Raw genomic sequence first — 14556 nt, 5'->3', positions numbered from 1 at the left:
CGTCTATTAAAACATGCCGTTCTGGTAAGAGACAACGACTGCTGTGAGCAGGATATTGAGCAGCGCCACTGGCAACAGCACTTTCCAGGCAAACGACATCAGTTGGTCGACACGCATGCGCGGCATCGTGGCGCGAATCCAGAACTGGAGGAAGACGTACAGCGAAAATTTAAGAATAAACCAAACGATCCCCGGAATAAAGTCCAACGCTGGATGAATCGGCAGCCATCCACCCAAAAAGAGAATCGTGATCAATGTTCCCATACCAAACATATACACGTATTCAGCAAGCATGAACATCGCAAACCGGAAACCCGTGTACTCGACGTGGTAGCCACCTACCAACTCTGACTCTGCTTCCGGCAGGTCAAACGGGGAACGATTCAGCTCAGCCTGTGCAGCAATAATAAATACACAAAAACCGATGAACTGCGGAACGATATTCCAGACATCCCGCTGAGCTTCGACAATTTCGCGAAGATTCATGCTGCCCGTCAGTAGAACGATACCCACTACGGACATGACCAGCGGCACTTCATAGCTGATCATCTGCGCAGCGGAGCGGAGACCCCCGATCAGCGAGTACTTGTTATTGGATGCCCAGCCTGCTGTAATGACGCCTAACACCGTAATTCCGGATAGAGCGATATAGTACAGTAGGCCGATGCCCAAATCAGCGAATTGAATGCTTTCTGTAAAAGGCATCACAGCCAGTACAGCAAAGGCAGGCGCATAGGCTAAAATCGGCGCTAAAGTAAACAGCGCTTTGTCTGCATCCTTGGGACGGATATCTTCTTTAAGCAGGAGCTTGGCTACGTCCGCAACAGTTTGCAGTAAACCGAGTGGACCTACTCGATTCGGTCCGATCCGCAGCTGCATCCATCCGATTACTTTTCGCTCAAAGTAAATGGCGTACGTAACGAACCCCAACAACACCGCAAGCAGTACGACTGCAGCCAGGATAAACCAGATAGCGGTTCCCCATGAGGGTGTTTGCTGCAAGAGTGCACTCATTAACAGTCAACCTCCCCAAGCACGATGTCGATACTGCCCAGAATGGCGATCATGTTGGCGATGCTTTCTCCCTCCAACAACTTGGGCAGAATTTGCAGATTCGTAAACGATGGACGTCTAAATTTCAATCTCCAGGGCTTATCCTTACCTTGGCTGGCGATATAGCAGCCGATCTCTCCACGTGGTGATTCGATGCGGACATAAGTTTCGCCTGCTGGCGGACGGATCACACGCGGTACCTTGCCCATAACTTCGCCCTCGCTAGGGAATTGCTCGAGCGCCTGCTCAAGTATGCGCAACGATTGCTCGATTTCGGCCATGCGCAGATTGTACCGTGCCATGCAATCTCCCTCAGTAGCTGTTGGTACATCGAATTCAAAGCGGTCATAAATACAGTACGGTTCGTCCTTGCGCAGATCCCATTTTACACCAGTAGACCGCAGCATAACACCTGAGAGCGAGTAATCCAAGGCTGTTTTGGTGTCGAATTTTCCAATACCCTTGATGCGGCTGATGAAAATTTCATTGCCGGTCACTAAATTATGATAGTTGTTCAATTCTTTCTTCATGTATTGGACGAAATCTTTTGCCTTGTCTGTCCAACCTGGCGGCGCATCCCACTTGACTCCGCCCACACGCATGTAATTAAAGGTCATGCGCGCGCCACACAGCTCGTTAAACAAATCAAGAATCGTTTCCCGATCACGGAACGCATATAGGAAAGGACCCATCGCCCCAATGTCGAGCAGATACGTTCCCCACCAAACCAAATGACTCGCCACCCGGTTCAGCTCCATCGCAATCAGCCGCAAAAACTGGGCACGCTCGGGAATTTCCAGACCCATCATTGTTTCTACTGCATGACAGAGCACATAGTTGTTGGTCATAGCTGACACGTAGTCCATCCGGTCTGTATACGGGATGATTTGTGTATAGGTCAGGTTTTCCGCCAGCTTTTCTGTGCCACGGTGCAAATACCCCATTACTGGGACGGCTTCTTTGATCGTCTCCCCATCAATCTTTACGACCAATCGAAATACTCCGTGTGTACTAGGATGCTGTGGTCCAACGTTCAAAAGCATCTCTTCCGTGCGAATTCCTGTGTCAGAAGAGGTCTCTATTTGAGTTGTGAGGATGTTCTGGTTCATCTTCTAAACCTCCTCGTCGTATTGCACATAATCTTTGCGTAGCGGGTAGCCTACCCATTCGTCTGGCAACAGGATTCGACGCATATCCCTATGTCCCGGGAAATGAATCCCTAAAAGATCGTATGTTTCCCGTTCATTCCAGTTGGCTCCGTGCCAAATGTCCATAACAGATGCAACACTTGACTGCTCCCGGCTCGTTTTGACCTTTACTGCCACACTGTGCCGATTCTTGTAGGAATAAAAATGATAGTAAACCTCTAGCCGATCCTCATAGTCAACACCATGCAGATTGGCTAAGTATTCGAAGCCTAATTGCTCGTCATCCCTTAAAAACTGGGCTACTTCATGCCACCGTTCATTTTGGATCGTCAAGGTAGGAACCTCTTTTGCTAATTCATTAATATACGCAGCTTCAATTACGTCTTTTCCAAACACATCTGTAATACGTGCGACGTACTTATCAAGATACGGTTGGTTTTTAGACGGTGCCTTCGGTGCTTCCTCCTCAGCAGTTGCATCTCCGGTCTGAGCAGCCTTTGCCTTTGCTGCGGCCGCTGCGGCTGCTTTCGCTTTTGCAGCTGCTGCTGCTTTAGCCTTGGCATCATCGTTACCTGCGTCTGAAGCATCTGCGCCAGCTCCACCAGCTTCTCTTGCTGCTTTTGCCTTCGCTGCGGCTGCTGCGGCAGCTTTTGCTTTAGCCGCTGCTGCTGCCTTTGCCTTGGCATCTGCATCTCCGCCTGCTTCTGCAGCTTCTGCGCCCTGCTCTGCCGCTTCCTTTGCCTCTTTCGCAGCCTTTGCTTTTGCAAGCGCCGCTGCTGCCGCTGCTTTTTTCGCTTCCGCTTTTTCCTCAGGCGTCATTTCGGAGACTGGCTTTGCTGGCGGAGCTGCTTCCGTTCCTGCTCCAGCTTCGGCTTCCTTCGCTGCTTTCGCCTTGGCGATAGCTTCAGCTGCCGCTGCCTTCTTCGCTGCCGCCTTTTCCTCTGGTGTCATTTCAGAGATTGGCTTTGCTGGCGGGGCTTCTTCCGTTCCTGCTCCAGCTTCTGCTTCCTTCGCTGCTTTCGCCTTGGCGATGGCTTCAGCTGCCGCTGCCTTCTTCGCTGCCGCCTTTTCCTCTGGCGTCATTTCGGAGACTGGCTTTGCTGGCGGAGCTTCCGTTCCTGCTCCAGCTTCAGCTTCCTTCGCTGCTTTCGCCTTGGCGATGGCTTCAGCTGCCGCTGCCTTCTTCGCTGCCGCCTTTTCCTCTGGCGTCATTTCGGAGACTGGCTTTGCTGGTGGGGCTGCTTCCGTTCCTGCTCCAGCTTCAGCTTCCTTCGCTGCTTTCGCCTTGGCGATGGCTTCAGCTGCCGCTGCCTTCTTCGCTGCCGCCTTTTCCTCTGGTGTCATTTCAGAGATTGGCTTTGCTGGTGGGGCTGCTTCCGTCTCTGCCGCAGCTACTGCCTGCGGTTCTTCCTTTATGTGTTGATCTGCCTGTGATTCTTCCCCGGCAGTCGCTTCTGTTTGGGGCTGTTCTTCTTGTTCTCTTAATTTTCGCAAAGCTTCGGCCTTGGCTCGGGCCTCAGCCGCTGCCTTCGCTTTTTCCTCTGGCGTTGGCTTGCGATTTTCGTCCGTCATTGACTGGTCACCTGCTTCCCAGTCTTCGCTTCATAGCGAATCTTTTCCTGAAGCTTGTTGATTCCGTAAATTAATGCTGCCGGATTCGGCGGACAGCCAGGAATGTACACATCGACGGGTACGATTTGATCTACCCCTTTTACCACGCTGTAGGAGCGCACGTACGGTCCGCCTGCGGTCGCACAGGACCCCATGGCAATTACCCATTTTGGTTCGGGCATCTGATCGTACAGTCTGCGCAGAAGCGGGGCCATCTTTTTCGTTACCGTACCAGCTACGATCATCACATCAGACTGTCTTGGCGAGGCACGAAAAATGACACCAAATCGGTCAAGGTCATACCGCGCTCCACCTGTTCCCATCATTTCGATTGCACAGCACGCTAGACCAAAGGTGAGTGGCCAAAGCGAATTGCTGCGAACCCATCCTTTTACCGTTTCCAGTGTCGTAAACATCACGTTTCGATTCAGTTCTTCTTGTAGTTCAGGCGCAATACTTGTCAGATCTAGTTCCATTCCAGCACCTTCTTTCTCCACGCGTAAATCAGTCCTACTACCAGTAAGGAGATAAAGATGACCATCTCCACCAAGGCAAACAGCCCCAGCTCTTTGTAAGCGACGGCCCACGGGTACAGAAAGAGCGTTTCTACATCGAAAATGACAAACATCAGGGCAAAGATGTAATACTTCACATTGAAGCGTACCCAACTGTCACCGATCGGAATGTTACCGCTTTCATAAGTAGTTTGCTTTTCACGTGTCGGTTTCTTTGGACGCAACAATGAACCAACAAAACTGACAGTAGCCACGGGCAACAGCACACCAAGAATCAAAAAGATCGCGACGATGACATAATTGTTGGCATAGATGTCAATCACCCAGTTCCCTCCGCTTCTACAAAGGTATAAATCCATTTTGTACTGCCCTTTTAAAGAGGCTAAACCTGCATTAAAAGGCACTGCCTGCAGCATCAAGGATGATGGTATGATCGCTGTCACTTTTTTGATACTGCTAGAAAAAAATACCTTTATCATTATATCAAATTGCCCACAGAGTGTCTAACGAAAGCCTTCCTTCTGTGCCATAAATAGGGAAAAAACTCAGGGTAAATGCCCTAAGTTTTTCCAACGGAGTATGATGACCAAACGAATCGAATATCGGGGTCACCATCAATATACGTTTATTTATTGGACGTTAGAAGAGAATTGTTGTCCCAGGAAGTCCTCATAGATTCTTTCCCATACGATCGTGAAGGCCATTGGCTCATCATCTGGAATATCCAATACGTTTTCAATCGCTTCTTCCATATATGGAGTCAGCTTGATCAGAACCTCAGCCAGCATCGCGTCATTAGTACCCAGCATTTCCTTCAGGTCTGCCTTGGAAAGGTTGAACGTATTCTCCTCTTTTTCGTGCAGCATCATGACCAAACGGCTAAATACCGGATGTACCAAGGATTCCAGCTTGAGATGAGCCAGAGCCATAGACTCAGCTTCACTCAATTGGAACAGCTCGGATGCATCTGGGAATGGCTGAACAGGCACGTCCCATGCGTCGCCATTATCAATAACCAGCCCCCACTTGATGAAAAGCTGGATTGCCTCTTCACGGGAAGTTGGATATTCAATATTGGAGCGTCCCAGGAATGATTTGAAGCGATTCAACAGGTTCACATAGCCCTTAAAATCTTCCTCAGATTTAAATCCTTCAGCAACAGGCTCTGTAAAAGTGCCTTGCAAAGCCTCAATCTCATCCAAAGCTTTTTCCATTTCAGCTTTTGTTTCTTTTTCTGTAACTACGTAGCATATAGCTTGAAACAGAACATTCATTTCATGAGACAATACACTTGACCAACCATTGGCTCTAAAGCCGTTAGGAATCACTACGCCATCTTGATTATGGCGGATATCGCGAACGGTTTGCATCAGTTACACTCTCCTTATAATCCCAGTCGCCAATGCCGTTTCATTCCGCTGTCATCCTTATCGAACACGCTTGTCGGCAGGGCATTAGGTTTATTATACACAGAAACATTAGGCAATTACCAACTGGAAATATCATGCCCTGTTACCACCTGTGCTCATTCATGTATGCGAAGCGAAAAATCCCCGCTGCCACAAAGGGCGCGGGGATATCAGCTTACGCTTTACTTCGTTACGTCGAGACGTGCCATCGCACGTTGCAGCGCGCGTTCTGCACGCAGTACGTCGAGCTCGGCATACTTCTCAGCCAAACGCTTTTCAGCGCGAGCTTTCGCTGCCTTCGCGCGGTCGACGTCGATGTCTCCCGGCAATTCAGCCGTTTCAGCAAGGATGGTAACTTTATCGCCGCGCACTTCCATGAAGCCGCCGCTTACAGCCATCAATACTTCTTTATCGCCTTCTGTCTTAATCCGAACTGGCGCTATTTTCAGCGGGCTGACAAGCGGCATATGGTTCGGCAAAATACCGAGGTCACCTTGAACGCCGCGAGCAATGACCATTTCAGCCTGACCGCTGTAGACAACCCGTTCAGGAGTTACGACTTCAACTGTCATTTTACTCATTTAATCGTCTCCCCTTTCCAGGGTGTCTTACGCCATTTTCTTCGCTTTTTCTACCGCTTCTTCAATGGTACCTACATACAGGAACGCTACCTCTGGCAGATGATCGTGCTTGCCTTCGAGGATTTCCTTGAAGCTGCGAACAGTTTCTTTCAGTGGTACATATTGACCAGGGTTACCTGTGAACTGCTCAGCAACGTGGAAGGACTGGGACAAGAAGCGTTGAATACGACGAGCGCGTCCAACTACTTGCTTGTCATCATCGCTGAGCTCATCCATACCAAGGATCGCGATGATATCTTGCAGTTCTTTGTAGCGTTGCAGGATTTTTTGTACGCCACGAGCTACATCGTAGTGTTCTTGACCTACGACGTCCGGAGACAGAGCACGGGACGTAGACGCGAGTGGGTCTACCGCAGGGAAGATACCAAGCTCAGCGATAGAACGCTCCAGGTTAGTTGTAGCGTCCAAGTGAGCAAATGTAGTAGCTGGAGCCGGGTCAGTATAGTCATCCGCTGGTACATAAATCGCTTGAATAGACGTTACGGAACCTTTTTTCGTGGAAGTAATGCGCTCTTGCAGCTGACCCATTTCGGTAGCCAGTGTTGGCTGGTAACCTACCGCAGATGGCATACGGCCGAGAAGTGCGGAAACCTCAGAACCCGCTTGAGTAAAGCGGAAGATGTTGTCGATAAACAGAAGAACGTCGCGGCCTTCTTCATCACGGAAATATTCCGCCATAGTCAGACCGGTCAAAGCTACACGAAGACGTGCACCAGGTGGTTCGTTCATTTGACCGAATACCATCGCAGTTTTCGGCAGAACGCCTGCGTCTTTCATCTCGTGGTACAGGTCGTTACCTTCACGGGTACGCTCCCCTACACCAGCGAATACGGAAATACCACCGTGCTCTTGCGCGATGTTGTTGATCAGCTCTTGAATAGTAACGGTTTTACCTACACCCGCACCACCAAACAGACCGATCTTACCACCCTTGATGTACGGAGCCAAAAGGTCAATTACTTTGATCCCTGTTTCCAGGATTTCAACAGTAGTTGCTTGGTCTACGAAATCAGGAGCTTTACGGTGAATTGGGTCACGACGATCTACTTGACCGAGGTCTTGCAGGTCGATCGGCTCTCCCAAAACGTTAAATACGCGTCCGAGAGTAACTGCACCCACCGGAACGGAGATAGCTGCACCAGTATCAACCGCTGTCATACCGCGAACCAAACCATCGGTGGAAGACATCGCAACGGTACGAACCAGGTTATCACCCAGATGAGTAGCAACCTCAACAGTCAATTCGATGTCGCGCTCGCCAGCGCTTTGTGCTTTATGTTGAATCTTGATCGCATTATAAATGGCAGGCAGGTGTCCGCGGTCGAACTCGACGTCAACAACCGGACCCATTACCTGAACCACGCGTCCATTCGCCATCTTACTTCTTCCCTCCTGTAAAACTAAATTGGGAGCTATTCGCTGCCACTTAAGCCTGTGCGTTTGCACCTGCAACGATCTCGGAAATCTCTTGTGTAATGGCTGCCTGACGTGCACGGTTGTAGATCAGCGTGTAACGGTTGATCATATCCGTAGCGTTGTCGGTCGCGTTGCCCATTGCTGTCATACGGGAACCTTCTTCGGAAGCCTTCGCTTCCAGAAGCGCACTGTACACCAGTGTTTCCGCGTATTTTGGCAACAGATCGGCCAATACTTCTTCCGAGGACGGCTCGTACTCGTAATTGATTGCGCGCACATCAGTGCTCTCGGGAGCTTCCAACGGCAGCAAACGTTTTACGGTAGGTATTTGCGAAATTGCACTTTGGAACTTGTTGTAGCACAGGTACAGTTCGTCAATTTGTTCATTCGCGAACAGTTGAACCGCCGCACCGGCAATTTTCTTGATATCAGCAAAGGCAGGGCTGGCTGGCAGACCTGTAACCTCTTCAACAATCGGGTAGTTCCGTTTATTGAAGAAGTCGCGACCTTTACGACCGATTACAAAAATACCGTACTCATCCTTGGACTTGTGCTTTTCACCGATCGTTGTAATCACGGCACGAAGCATGTTGGCATTATAACCACCCGCAAGACCACGGTCAGAAGTGATAACAATGTAACCAGTCTTTTTCACTGGACGCGATTGAAGCATCGGATGCTTGGAACCAGAGGTCCCACTTGCGATACTTGCGATCACTTCCTGGATTTTATCAGCATACGGACGTGCTGCCTCAGCCTTCTCCTGGTTACGGCGAAGCTTTGCAGCCGCCACCATTTTCATCGCTTTCGTGATTTGACGCGTATTTTTTGTACTTTTGATACTGCGTCGAATCTCACGTATTCCTTTAGCCACTCGTTTTCACCACCTTGAGGACGCATGTCCGGGCCCTCAGCCCGGCATGCATCTGATGTCTATCAGGTTAACGATTAGCGAGTTACCGAAAAGCCTTTTTTGAACTCTTCGATCGCTGCGTTCAATTCTTTTTCATCTGGGAGCTCATGCGTCGTACGGATATGCTCCAACAGTTGTGGTTTGTTGGAATCCAGGTAGGACAGAAGCTCCTTCTCAAAGCGGCCTACGTCTCCAACTGGAATATCATCCAGGAAACCTTTTGTTGCTGTATAGATAGAAGCGACTTGCTTCTCAACAGGCATTGGATCGAACTGACCTTGTTTCATGATTTCCATCAAGCGCTCACCACGTGTCAGACGAGCTTGGGTCGCTTTGTCCAGGTCAGAACCGAACTGAGCAAATGCAGCAAGCTCACGGTATTGAGCCAACTCAAGCTTGAGTGGACCTGATACCTTTTTCATCGCCTTGATTTGCGCCGAACCACCTACGCGGGATACGGAAAGACCAGTATTTACAGCAGGACGTTGACCTGCGTTGAAAAGGTCTGTCTCAAGGAAGATCTGACCATCGGTGATGGAGATCACGTTCGTTGGAATGTATGCAGAAATGTCACCCGCTTGGGTTTCAATGAACGGCAGAGCTGTAATAGAACCGCCACCCAGATCATCAGACAATTTCGCAGCGCGCTCCAGCAAGCGGGAGTGCAAGTAGAAAACGTCACCAGGGTATGCTTCGCGACCTGGAGGACGACGGAGCAACAGGGACATTTCGCGGTATGCAGAAGCCTGTTTAGACAGGTCATCGTATACGCACAGAACGTGTCCGCCCTTGTACATGAAGTATTCACCCATTGTTACACCACAATAAGGAGCCAAGTACAGCATAGGAGCTGGGTCAGATGCTGTAGCGGATACGATGATGGTGTACTCAAGAGCTCCTGCTTTACGCAGGGTTTCTACGATGTTTGCAACGGTGGATTGCTTTTGACCGATAGCAACGTAGATACAAACCATGTTTTTGCCTTTTTGGTTGATGATCGTGTCGAGCGCCACGGATGTTTTACCCGTTTGGCGGTCTCCAATGATCAACTCACGCTGTCCACGACCAACTGGAATCATCGCATCGATTGCTTTGATACCCGTTTGGAGCGGTTCGTGTACGGATTTACGCGCCATAACACCAGGAGCTGGGCTCTCGATAGGGCGGAAACCATCGTTTGCGATTGGGCCTTGACCATCGATTGGTTGACCCAGTGGGTTTACTACGCGACCAAGCATCGCTTCCCCAACTGGAACTTCCATTACGCGGCCGGTACGTTTTACAGTATCGCCTTCCTTAATGTCGCGGAAAGGTCCCATAATAACGACACCCACGTTATCTGCTTCCAAGTTGAGTACCATACCCATTACGCCATTTTGGAACTCGAGGAGTTCACCTTGCATGGCTTTTTCCAAACCGTGAACGCGGGCGATACCGTCACCTACCTGGATAACAGAGCCTACATCCACAACTTCGATTTCAGATTTAAAGTTAGCGATCCGCTCTTTAATGAGGGAGCTAATCTCTTCTGGTCTGATTGCACTCACTTAATTCACCCCATTCATCCAACTTCTTAAAGAGCCATCGAACTTTACGCGTGATGCGCAAAGGTTTCCAACTTCGTTTTCAGGCTGCCATCATAGAGACGGTCGCCAATCTTGATAATAATGCCGCCGAGAATCGTAGGATCTACGATCGCTGTTAGACGCAGCTTTTTGTTCAGTGTTTGACCGAACTTCTCAGCAAGCTCCGCTTGTTCTTCAGCAGAAAGCGGTTTTGCACTTGTAACTGTCGCATCTGCGAAGCCACGTGCATCGTTTGCCAATTGAACGAAAGAGCTGTAGATATCAGACAGCTGAACCTCGCGTCCATTTTCAATCAGGACGTTCAAGAAGTTGAAGCTCTCTTCACCTACGTGGCTTTTGAACAGTTCGTCAGCCAGCTTGCTTTTCGCATCTGCTGCAATGTGCGGGTGCTGCATGATCTTTTTCAGATCTTCGTTTCCTTCAACAGCCTCCACAATCGCACCAAGGTCAGCTTCTACCTGATCAATCTTTCCACGCTCGCTCGCTACTTCAAAGAGAGCGCGAGCATAGCGTTTCCCTACTGCGCTACTCATAGGCGATCTCCCACTTGTGCGAGAAATTTATCAACAGTAGACTTTTGAGCAGCTTCGTCCAGTTCTTTTTCGATAATCTTGGAAGCCAAGAGTACGGAAAGACCAGTCATTTGCTCACGCAGTTCGAGTTTTGCTTTTTCTACTTCACGAGCCAATTCAGCACTTGCGTCCGCTTTCATACGCTCGGATGCAGCTTGTGCTTCAGCTACGATTTTGCTTGCTTCATCAGACGCTTGCTTTGCAGCACGGTCAATGATTGCTTTGGATTCAGCACGAGCTTCATCCAGCACGCGGCGTTGTTCAGCCAGCAGTGCTTCTGCCTCAGTGCGATTGCGTTCAGCCGAGGAGATTTGGCTTTCAATATGCTGACGACGCTTTTCCATGATACCCACGATTGGGCCCATAGCTAATTTACGAACTAGCAAGAGCAACAACAAGAATACAATTGCTTGGGTTAAGAGCGTTCCCCATTCCAGGGAGACAGCACCAAAGTCTAACATTCGTTTCACTCCTTCCTGCGAAAAGAAAGATGTATCTTCAAGGTTTAAACCTTATATTCCAAAAATAGAGGCGGGTAACAAGCGCCCGCCTATGTGTTACTAGTTGCTCGCTTACAGACGACCGTAAAGGATGAAACCGATCGCAACAGCGATAATCGGAACTGCCTCTACCAGACCAAGACCCAGGAACATGAGACCCATCAGGTTACCACGTGCTTCTGGTTGACGAGCTACGCCTTCAATTGTACGAGAAATTACCAAAGAGTTACCGATCGCTGCACCAAGAGCAGCCAGACCAAATACGATACCAATTGCTAATGCCAAACCTTCCATTGTTTAAAAACCTCCTTAGTGTTGTAAAACCGAGAATGAAATACGGAAATAGCTGATTAATGATCTTCGTTCACTTGCTGTGACAGGTAAACCATCGCCAGCGTTGTGAAAATGAACGCCTGTACAGAACCGACGAACACGGAGTAGCCCAGCCATACGAACAACGGAATGCTACCGAAGATTCCTACACTGAGCAGGAATGAGATCAAAACCTCACCTGCAAAGATGTTACCGAATAGACGCAAAGGAAGCGTCAGCGGCTTAATGATGAACTCCTCCAAGATGTGAATCGGGTTCAGGAATGTATGTTTCAACCATCCGCCAAAGCTCTTCTTGATTCCCAAATAGTGTGCGTACAGAAGAACGATGAACGCCAGAGCGAAGGTTACGCTCGGAGTTGCGGTTGGCGATTTCCACCAGCCAATGACTACACCGTGAGAGTGCGGATCGCTAGAAGTCAACTCTTCCTCCAGCTTAGCCATCTTTTGCTTCTTCATATCTTCACTCGTGGAAGCTGTCAACATGTCTTTGACCGGTTGGCTAACTTCATGACCATCACCATTGTGGTGAGACGTATTTACGTTAAAAACAAGTCCCAACTGGTTGCCAAGGAAAATATACAGGAACAAAGTGAGTGCTAAGGACACAAAACCCGCAGCCTTCTTTGGTGAGATATAGCTTTTTGTGATACCAGTTACAAAGTCAACAATCCATTCCATCACGTTTTGCGCGCCGCTTGGAGTAGCGGAGGTCAGATTGCGGCTCATACCGATACACATAAAGAGTACCACCAGAGAGGTTACCAAAATCATGAGAATAGTGGAGATGTCGAATACCATGCCCAACCATTCAAATCGCAGAGAATAATGCATGTATTTCACCCCTTTCTTCCGCGCGAGTATGTTTCATAAGCTACATCATAAAGAAAGAATCCCTACTATCTATTTAAAGGAGCGATACACAAAAAGGAAACTGAGAATCTGAAAGAGGAACAAACCAATCAGCACTCCAGCGAGACCAAACAAGTGGGGAAAACGCATGGTCAAGAAGACGGCAAATCCTGCAACAACAAGGCGTTGTAGCATGCCAGTCCCTTTAGGTCGAACACTTGGGTCGACAGCCATCTGACCGATGCGCCAAGTTTTACTAAAGAGGACTGTTCCATTCACGAGACTTCCAGCCATCCCAAGCAGGAGGCTTTGCAGAAAAAAGCGATATGATGGCAATACCGCCCACAGTATCGTAGCGATTGCCATACAGAAAAAGGCATAGCGAAAAGTGGCTCGCATAGCCGAAGAAAACGTTTGCATGTCCCATCTCCCTAGAGGTAACCGCGAACAATGCGGTAGACGCTGTACACGCCAATACCTAATCCTGCGAGCAATCCAACCATCAGAAACAGAGGGTTGGTAGCAAAGAAGCCATCCAGGTATTTCCCTAGAAGAACCCCGCCGATGACACAAACGGCCATGTCGACACCAATAAGGGTAACTAACGTGATAGCCCGCCAAGGATTATCAATTTTCGACACAGAGCAACATTCTCCTTTCATACATAAGGAGAGGGCTGGTGTCAAGTACCCCTTTGCCCTCATCCATATTAACGAAGAATTATTCCCTTTGTCAATGTTCGGCTTCGTCTGTACACAAAGCGTTCACAATTGAAACTTTATATTTTTTCAATGATGGTTGCAACGCCTTGACCACCGCCAATACACAGCGTTGCTAACCCATATTTTACCCCGTCTCGTTTTTGTAATTCGTGGACAAGTGTAACCAAAATTCTTGCCCCACTTGCACCAATTGGATGACCTAAAGCGATAGCTCCACCATTAACGTTCAGCTTTTCCCGATCGATTTCAAGTGCTTTTCCAACAGAAAGGGACTGGACGGCAAATGCTTCATTCGCTTCGATCAAATCCATGTCGGATAATGACAGTCCGGCTTTCTCCATGACTTTTTGTGTCGCAGGAACAGGGCCGTACCCCATAATGCTAGGATCGACACCAGCGCTTGCATTGGCAACAATACGTGCGAGAGGCTTGACACCCAGCTCATCTGCTTTTTCACGAGACATGATTAATAGAGCAGCTGCGCCATCGTTGATACCTGATGCGTTACCTGCTGTTACTGTTCCATCCTTTTTAAATGCCGGCTTCAGCTTGCCTAGCATCTCAGCTGTCACACCTGCACGAGGGAATTCATCTACGGAGAAAAGTAAAGGATCGCCTTTTCGTTGCGGGATCGCTACAGGTACAATCTCATCTGCAAAGCGTCCAGAAGCGATTGCTTGCTGTGCTTTTTCTTGGCTCCAAGCGGCAAACTCATCCTGCTCTTCGCGTCCGATCTCGTATTTTGTGCACAGGTTCTCTGCAGTGATTCCCATGTGATAATCATTGAACGCACACCACAAGCCATCCCGAATCATCGAATCTACGACTTTTTGATCGCCCATGCGATATCCGGAGCGCGCTCCCTCCATCAAATAAGGTGCCTGGCTCATGCTTTCCATGCCTCCAGCGAGTACCACGTCGGCATCTCCGCTTACAATTGCCTGAACAGCCAGATGAACAGCTTTGAGACCGGATCCGCAAACCTTGTTAATCGTCAAGGAAGGCACTTCATTCGCAAGACCTGCTTGAATCGAAGCCTGACGAGCAGGATTTTGACCGAGACCTGCAGAGAGAACATTTCCCATGATCACTTCATCTACCGAATCCTTGGATACGCCTGCACGCTCAAGCGCTGCCTCCAGCACGACTGCCCCCAGCTTGGTGGCACTGACACCTGCTAGTGTCCCTTGAAAGCTTCCTATCGCAGTGCGCACGGCACTCACAATAACGATCTCTTTATGACTCATCATTTACACCCCTTACGAACAGGATAGTCAACCTTCATA

17 protein-coding genes are annotated in these 14556 nt (G+C 49.1%); all 17 read right to left on the bottom strand.

The genetic code is table 11. The features are described from left to right. Positions 1 to 6: 6 nt before the first annotated feature. The 17 genes from nuoH to C3B52_RS28550 all read right to left on the bottom strand — a co-directional run bounded on the left by nuoH (position 7) and on the right by C3B52_RS28550 (position 14517). On the bottom strand, positions 7 to 1014 hold the full coding sequence (nuoH, locus tag C3B52_RS28630) for an NADH-quinone oxidoreductase subunit NuoH (RefSeq protein ID WP_103109778.1): 1008 nt from the start codon (positions 1012 to 1014) through the stop codon (positions 7 to 9). After that, entirely contained in the window at positions 1014 to 2162 is a 1149-nt protein-coding gene (locus tag C3B52_RS28625; RefSeq protein WP_103109777.1) for an NADH-quinone oxidoreductase subunit D, read from the bottom strand. The genes nuoH and C3B52_RS28625 overlap by 1 nt, the downstream gene beginning before the upstream one ends. A 3-nt stretch (positions 2163 to 2165) precedes the next feature. Further along, entirely contained in the window at positions 2166 to 3773 is a 1608-nt protein-coding gene (locus C3B52_RS28620) for an NADH-quinone oxidoreductase subunit C (protein ID WP_164684984.1), read from the bottom strand. Further along, positions 3770 to 4288 (bottom strand): NuoB/complex I 20 kDa subunit family protein, encoded by a 519-nt coding sequence (locus C3B52_RS28615; RefSeq protein WP_049740880.1) that lies wholly within the window; start codon positions 4286 to 4288, stop codon positions 3770 to 3772. Before C3B52_RS28615 ends, C3B52_RS28620 begins: the two co-directional genes overlap by 4 nt. Next, positions 4279 to 4650, bottom strand: a complete 372-nt coding sequence (locus C3B52_RS28610) for an NADH-quinone oxidoreductase subunit A (protein WP_103109803.1) — start codon at positions 4648 to 4650, stop codon at positions 4279 to 4281. The genes C3B52_RS28615 and C3B52_RS28610 overlap by 10 nt, the downstream gene beginning before the upstream one ends. Before the next feature lie 306 nt (positions 4651 to 4956). Continuing rightward, complete coding sequence (locus tag C3B52_RS28605; RefSeq protein ID WP_103109776.1) at positions 4957 to 5697, bottom strand: DUF6042 family protein; 741 nt, start codon at positions 5695 to 5697, stop codon at positions 4957 to 4959. A gap of 221 nt (positions 5698 to 5918) precedes the next feature. Continuing rightward, positions 5919 to 6317: a F0F1 ATP synthase subunit epsilon gene (locus tag C3B52_RS28600; protein ID WP_103109775.1), complete on the bottom strand. Its 399-nt coding sequence runs from the start codon at positions 6315 to 6317 to the stop codon at positions 5919 to 5921. 27 nt (positions 6318 to 6344) lie between these two features. Beyond that, on the bottom strand, positions 6345 to 7754 hold the full coding sequence (gene atpD, locus C3B52_RS28595; RefSeq protein ID WP_103109774.1) for a F0F1 ATP synthase subunit beta: 1410 nt from the start codon (positions 7752 to 7754) through the stop codon (positions 6345 to 6347). Positions 7755 to 7803: 49 nt separating this feature from the next. Further along, positions 7804 to 8667, bottom strand: a complete 864-nt coding sequence (gene atpG, locus C3B52_RS28590) for an ATP synthase F1 subunit gamma (protein ID WP_103109773.1) — start codon at positions 8665 to 8667, stop codon at positions 7804 to 7806. A gap of 74 nt (positions 8668 to 8741) precedes the next feature. Next, positions 8742 to 10253, bottom strand: coding sequence for a F0F1 ATP synthase subunit alpha (gene atpA / locus C3B52_RS28585; RefSeq protein ID WP_103109772.1), 1512 nt, complete (start codon positions 10251 to 10253; stop codon positions 8742 to 8744). A gap of 44 nt (positions 10254 to 10297) precedes the next feature. Further along, the gene (locus tag C3B52_RS28580) at positions 10298 to 10825 is read right to left on the bottom strand and encodes a F0F1 ATP synthase subunit delta (protein WP_103109771.1); all 528 of its coding nucleotides are present in this window, start codon (positions 10823 to 10825) and stop codon (positions 10298 to 10300) included. Further along, on the bottom strand, positions 10822 to 11325 hold the full coding sequence (gene atpF, locus C3B52_RS28575; RefSeq protein WP_103109770.1) for a F0F1 ATP synthase subunit B: 504 nt from the start codon (positions 11323 to 11325) through the stop codon (positions 10822 to 10824). The genes C3B52_RS28580 and atpF overlap by 4 nt, the downstream gene beginning before the upstream one ends. Before the next feature lie 111 nt (positions 11326 to 11436). Next, the gene (atpE, locus tag C3B52_RS28570; protein WP_049740871.1) at positions 11437 to 11658 is read right to left on the bottom strand and encodes a F0F1 ATP synthase subunit C; all 222 of its coding nucleotides are present in this window, start codon (positions 11656 to 11658) and stop codon (positions 11437 to 11439) included. Between the two features lie 56 nt (positions 11659 to 11714). Further along, on the bottom strand, positions 11715 to 12530 hold the full coding sequence (gene atpB, locus C3B52_RS28565; protein WP_103109769.1) for a F0F1 ATP synthase subunit A: 816 nt from the start codon (positions 12528 to 12530) through the stop codon (positions 11715 to 11717). A gap of 69 nt (positions 12531 to 12599) precedes the next feature. Beyond that, positions 12600 to 12968 carry an ATP synthase subunit I gene (locus C3B52_RS28560; RefSeq protein ID WP_103109768.1) on the bottom strand — a complete coding sequence of 123 codons (369 nt, stop codon included), beginning with the start codon at positions 12966 to 12968 and terminating at the stop codon, positions 12600 to 12602. Positions 12969 to 12979: 11 nt separating this feature from the next. Beyond that, positions 12980 to 13189 carry an AtpZ/AtpI family protein gene (locus C3B52_RS28555; RefSeq protein ID WP_084766038.1) on the bottom strand — a complete coding sequence of 70 codons (210 nt, stop codon included), beginning with the start codon at positions 13187 to 13189 and terminating at the stop codon, positions 12980 to 12982. A 137-nt stretch (positions 13190 to 13326) separates the two neighbouring features. After that, positions 13327 to 14517 carry an acetyl-CoA C-acetyltransferase gene (locus C3B52_RS28550; RefSeq protein WP_103109767.1) on the bottom strand — a complete coding sequence of 397 codons (1191 nt, stop codon included), beginning with the start codon at positions 14515 to 14517 and terminating at the stop codon, positions 13327 to 13329. Positions 14518 to 14556 lie beyond the last annotated feature (39 nt).

It is taken from the genome of Brevibacillus reuszeri, from assembly GCF_002897295.1.
In the GTDB taxonomy this organism is placed as follows: Bacteria; Bacillota; Bacilli; order Brevibacillales; family Brevibacillaceae; genus Brevibacillus; species Brevibacillus reuszeri_A.
The sequence above is the reverse complement of the archived record's forward strand: the minus strand, read 5'-3'. Positions and strand labels throughout refer to the sequence as shown.

What these genes read in the sequence shown, in the direction of transcription:
- C3B52_RS28580 (WP_103109771.1), bottom strand. Translation starts at nt 10,825, where the DNA reads ATGAGTAGCGCAGTAGGGAAACGCTATGCTCGCGCTCTCTTTGAAGTA.
- atpB (WP_103109769.1), bottom strand. Translation starts at nt 12,530, where the DNA reads ATGCATTATTCTCTGCGATTTGAATGGTTGGGCATGGTATTCGACATC.
- C3B52_RS28625 (WP_103109777.1), bottom strand. Translation starts at nt 2,162, where the DNA reads ATGAACCAGAACATCCTCACAACTCAAATAGAGACCTCTTCTGACACA.
- atpE (WP_049740871.1), bottom strand. Translation starts at nt 11,658, where the DNA reads ATGGAAGGTTTGGCATTAGCAATTGGTATCGTATTTGGTCTGGCTGCT.
- C3B52_RS28615 (WP_049740880.1), bottom strand. Translation starts at nt 4,288, where the DNA reads ATGGAACTAGATCTGACAAGTATTGCGCCTGAACTACAAGAAGAACTG.
- C3B52_RS28605 (WP_103109776.1), bottom strand. Translation starts at nt 5,697, where the DNA reads ATGCAAACCGTTCGCGATATCCGCCATAATCAAGATGGCGTAGTGATT.
- C3B52_RS28620 (WP_164684984.1), bottom strand. Translation starts at nt 3,773, where the DNA reads ATGACGGACGAAAATCGCAAGCCAACGCCAGAGGAAAAAGCGAAGGCA.
- atpF (WP_103109770.1), bottom strand. Translation starts at nt 11,325, where the DNA reads ATGTTAGACTTTGGTGCTGTCTCCCTGGAATGGGGAACGCTCTTAACC.
- nuoH (WP_103109778.1), bottom strand. Translation starts at nt 1,014, where the DNA reads ATGAGTGCACTCTTGCAGCAAACACCCTCATGGGGAACCGCTATCTGG.
- C3B52_RS28550 (WP_103109767.1), bottom strand. Translation starts at nt 14,517, where the DNA reads ATGAGTCATAAAGAGATCGTTATTGTGAGTGCCGTGCGCACTGCGATA.
- atpD (WP_103109774.1), bottom strand. Translation starts at nt 7,754, where the DNA reads ATGGCGAATGGACGCGTGGTTCAGGTAATGGGTCCGGTTGTTGACGTC.
- C3B52_RS28600 (WP_103109775.1), bottom strand. Translation starts at nt 6,317, where the DNA reads ATGAGTAAAATGACAGTTGAAGTCGTAACTCCTGAACGGGTTGTCTAC.
- C3B52_RS28560 (WP_103109768.1), bottom strand. Translation starts at nt 12,968, where the DNA reads ATGCAAACGTTTTCTTCGGCTATGCGAGCCACTTTTCGCTATGCCTTT.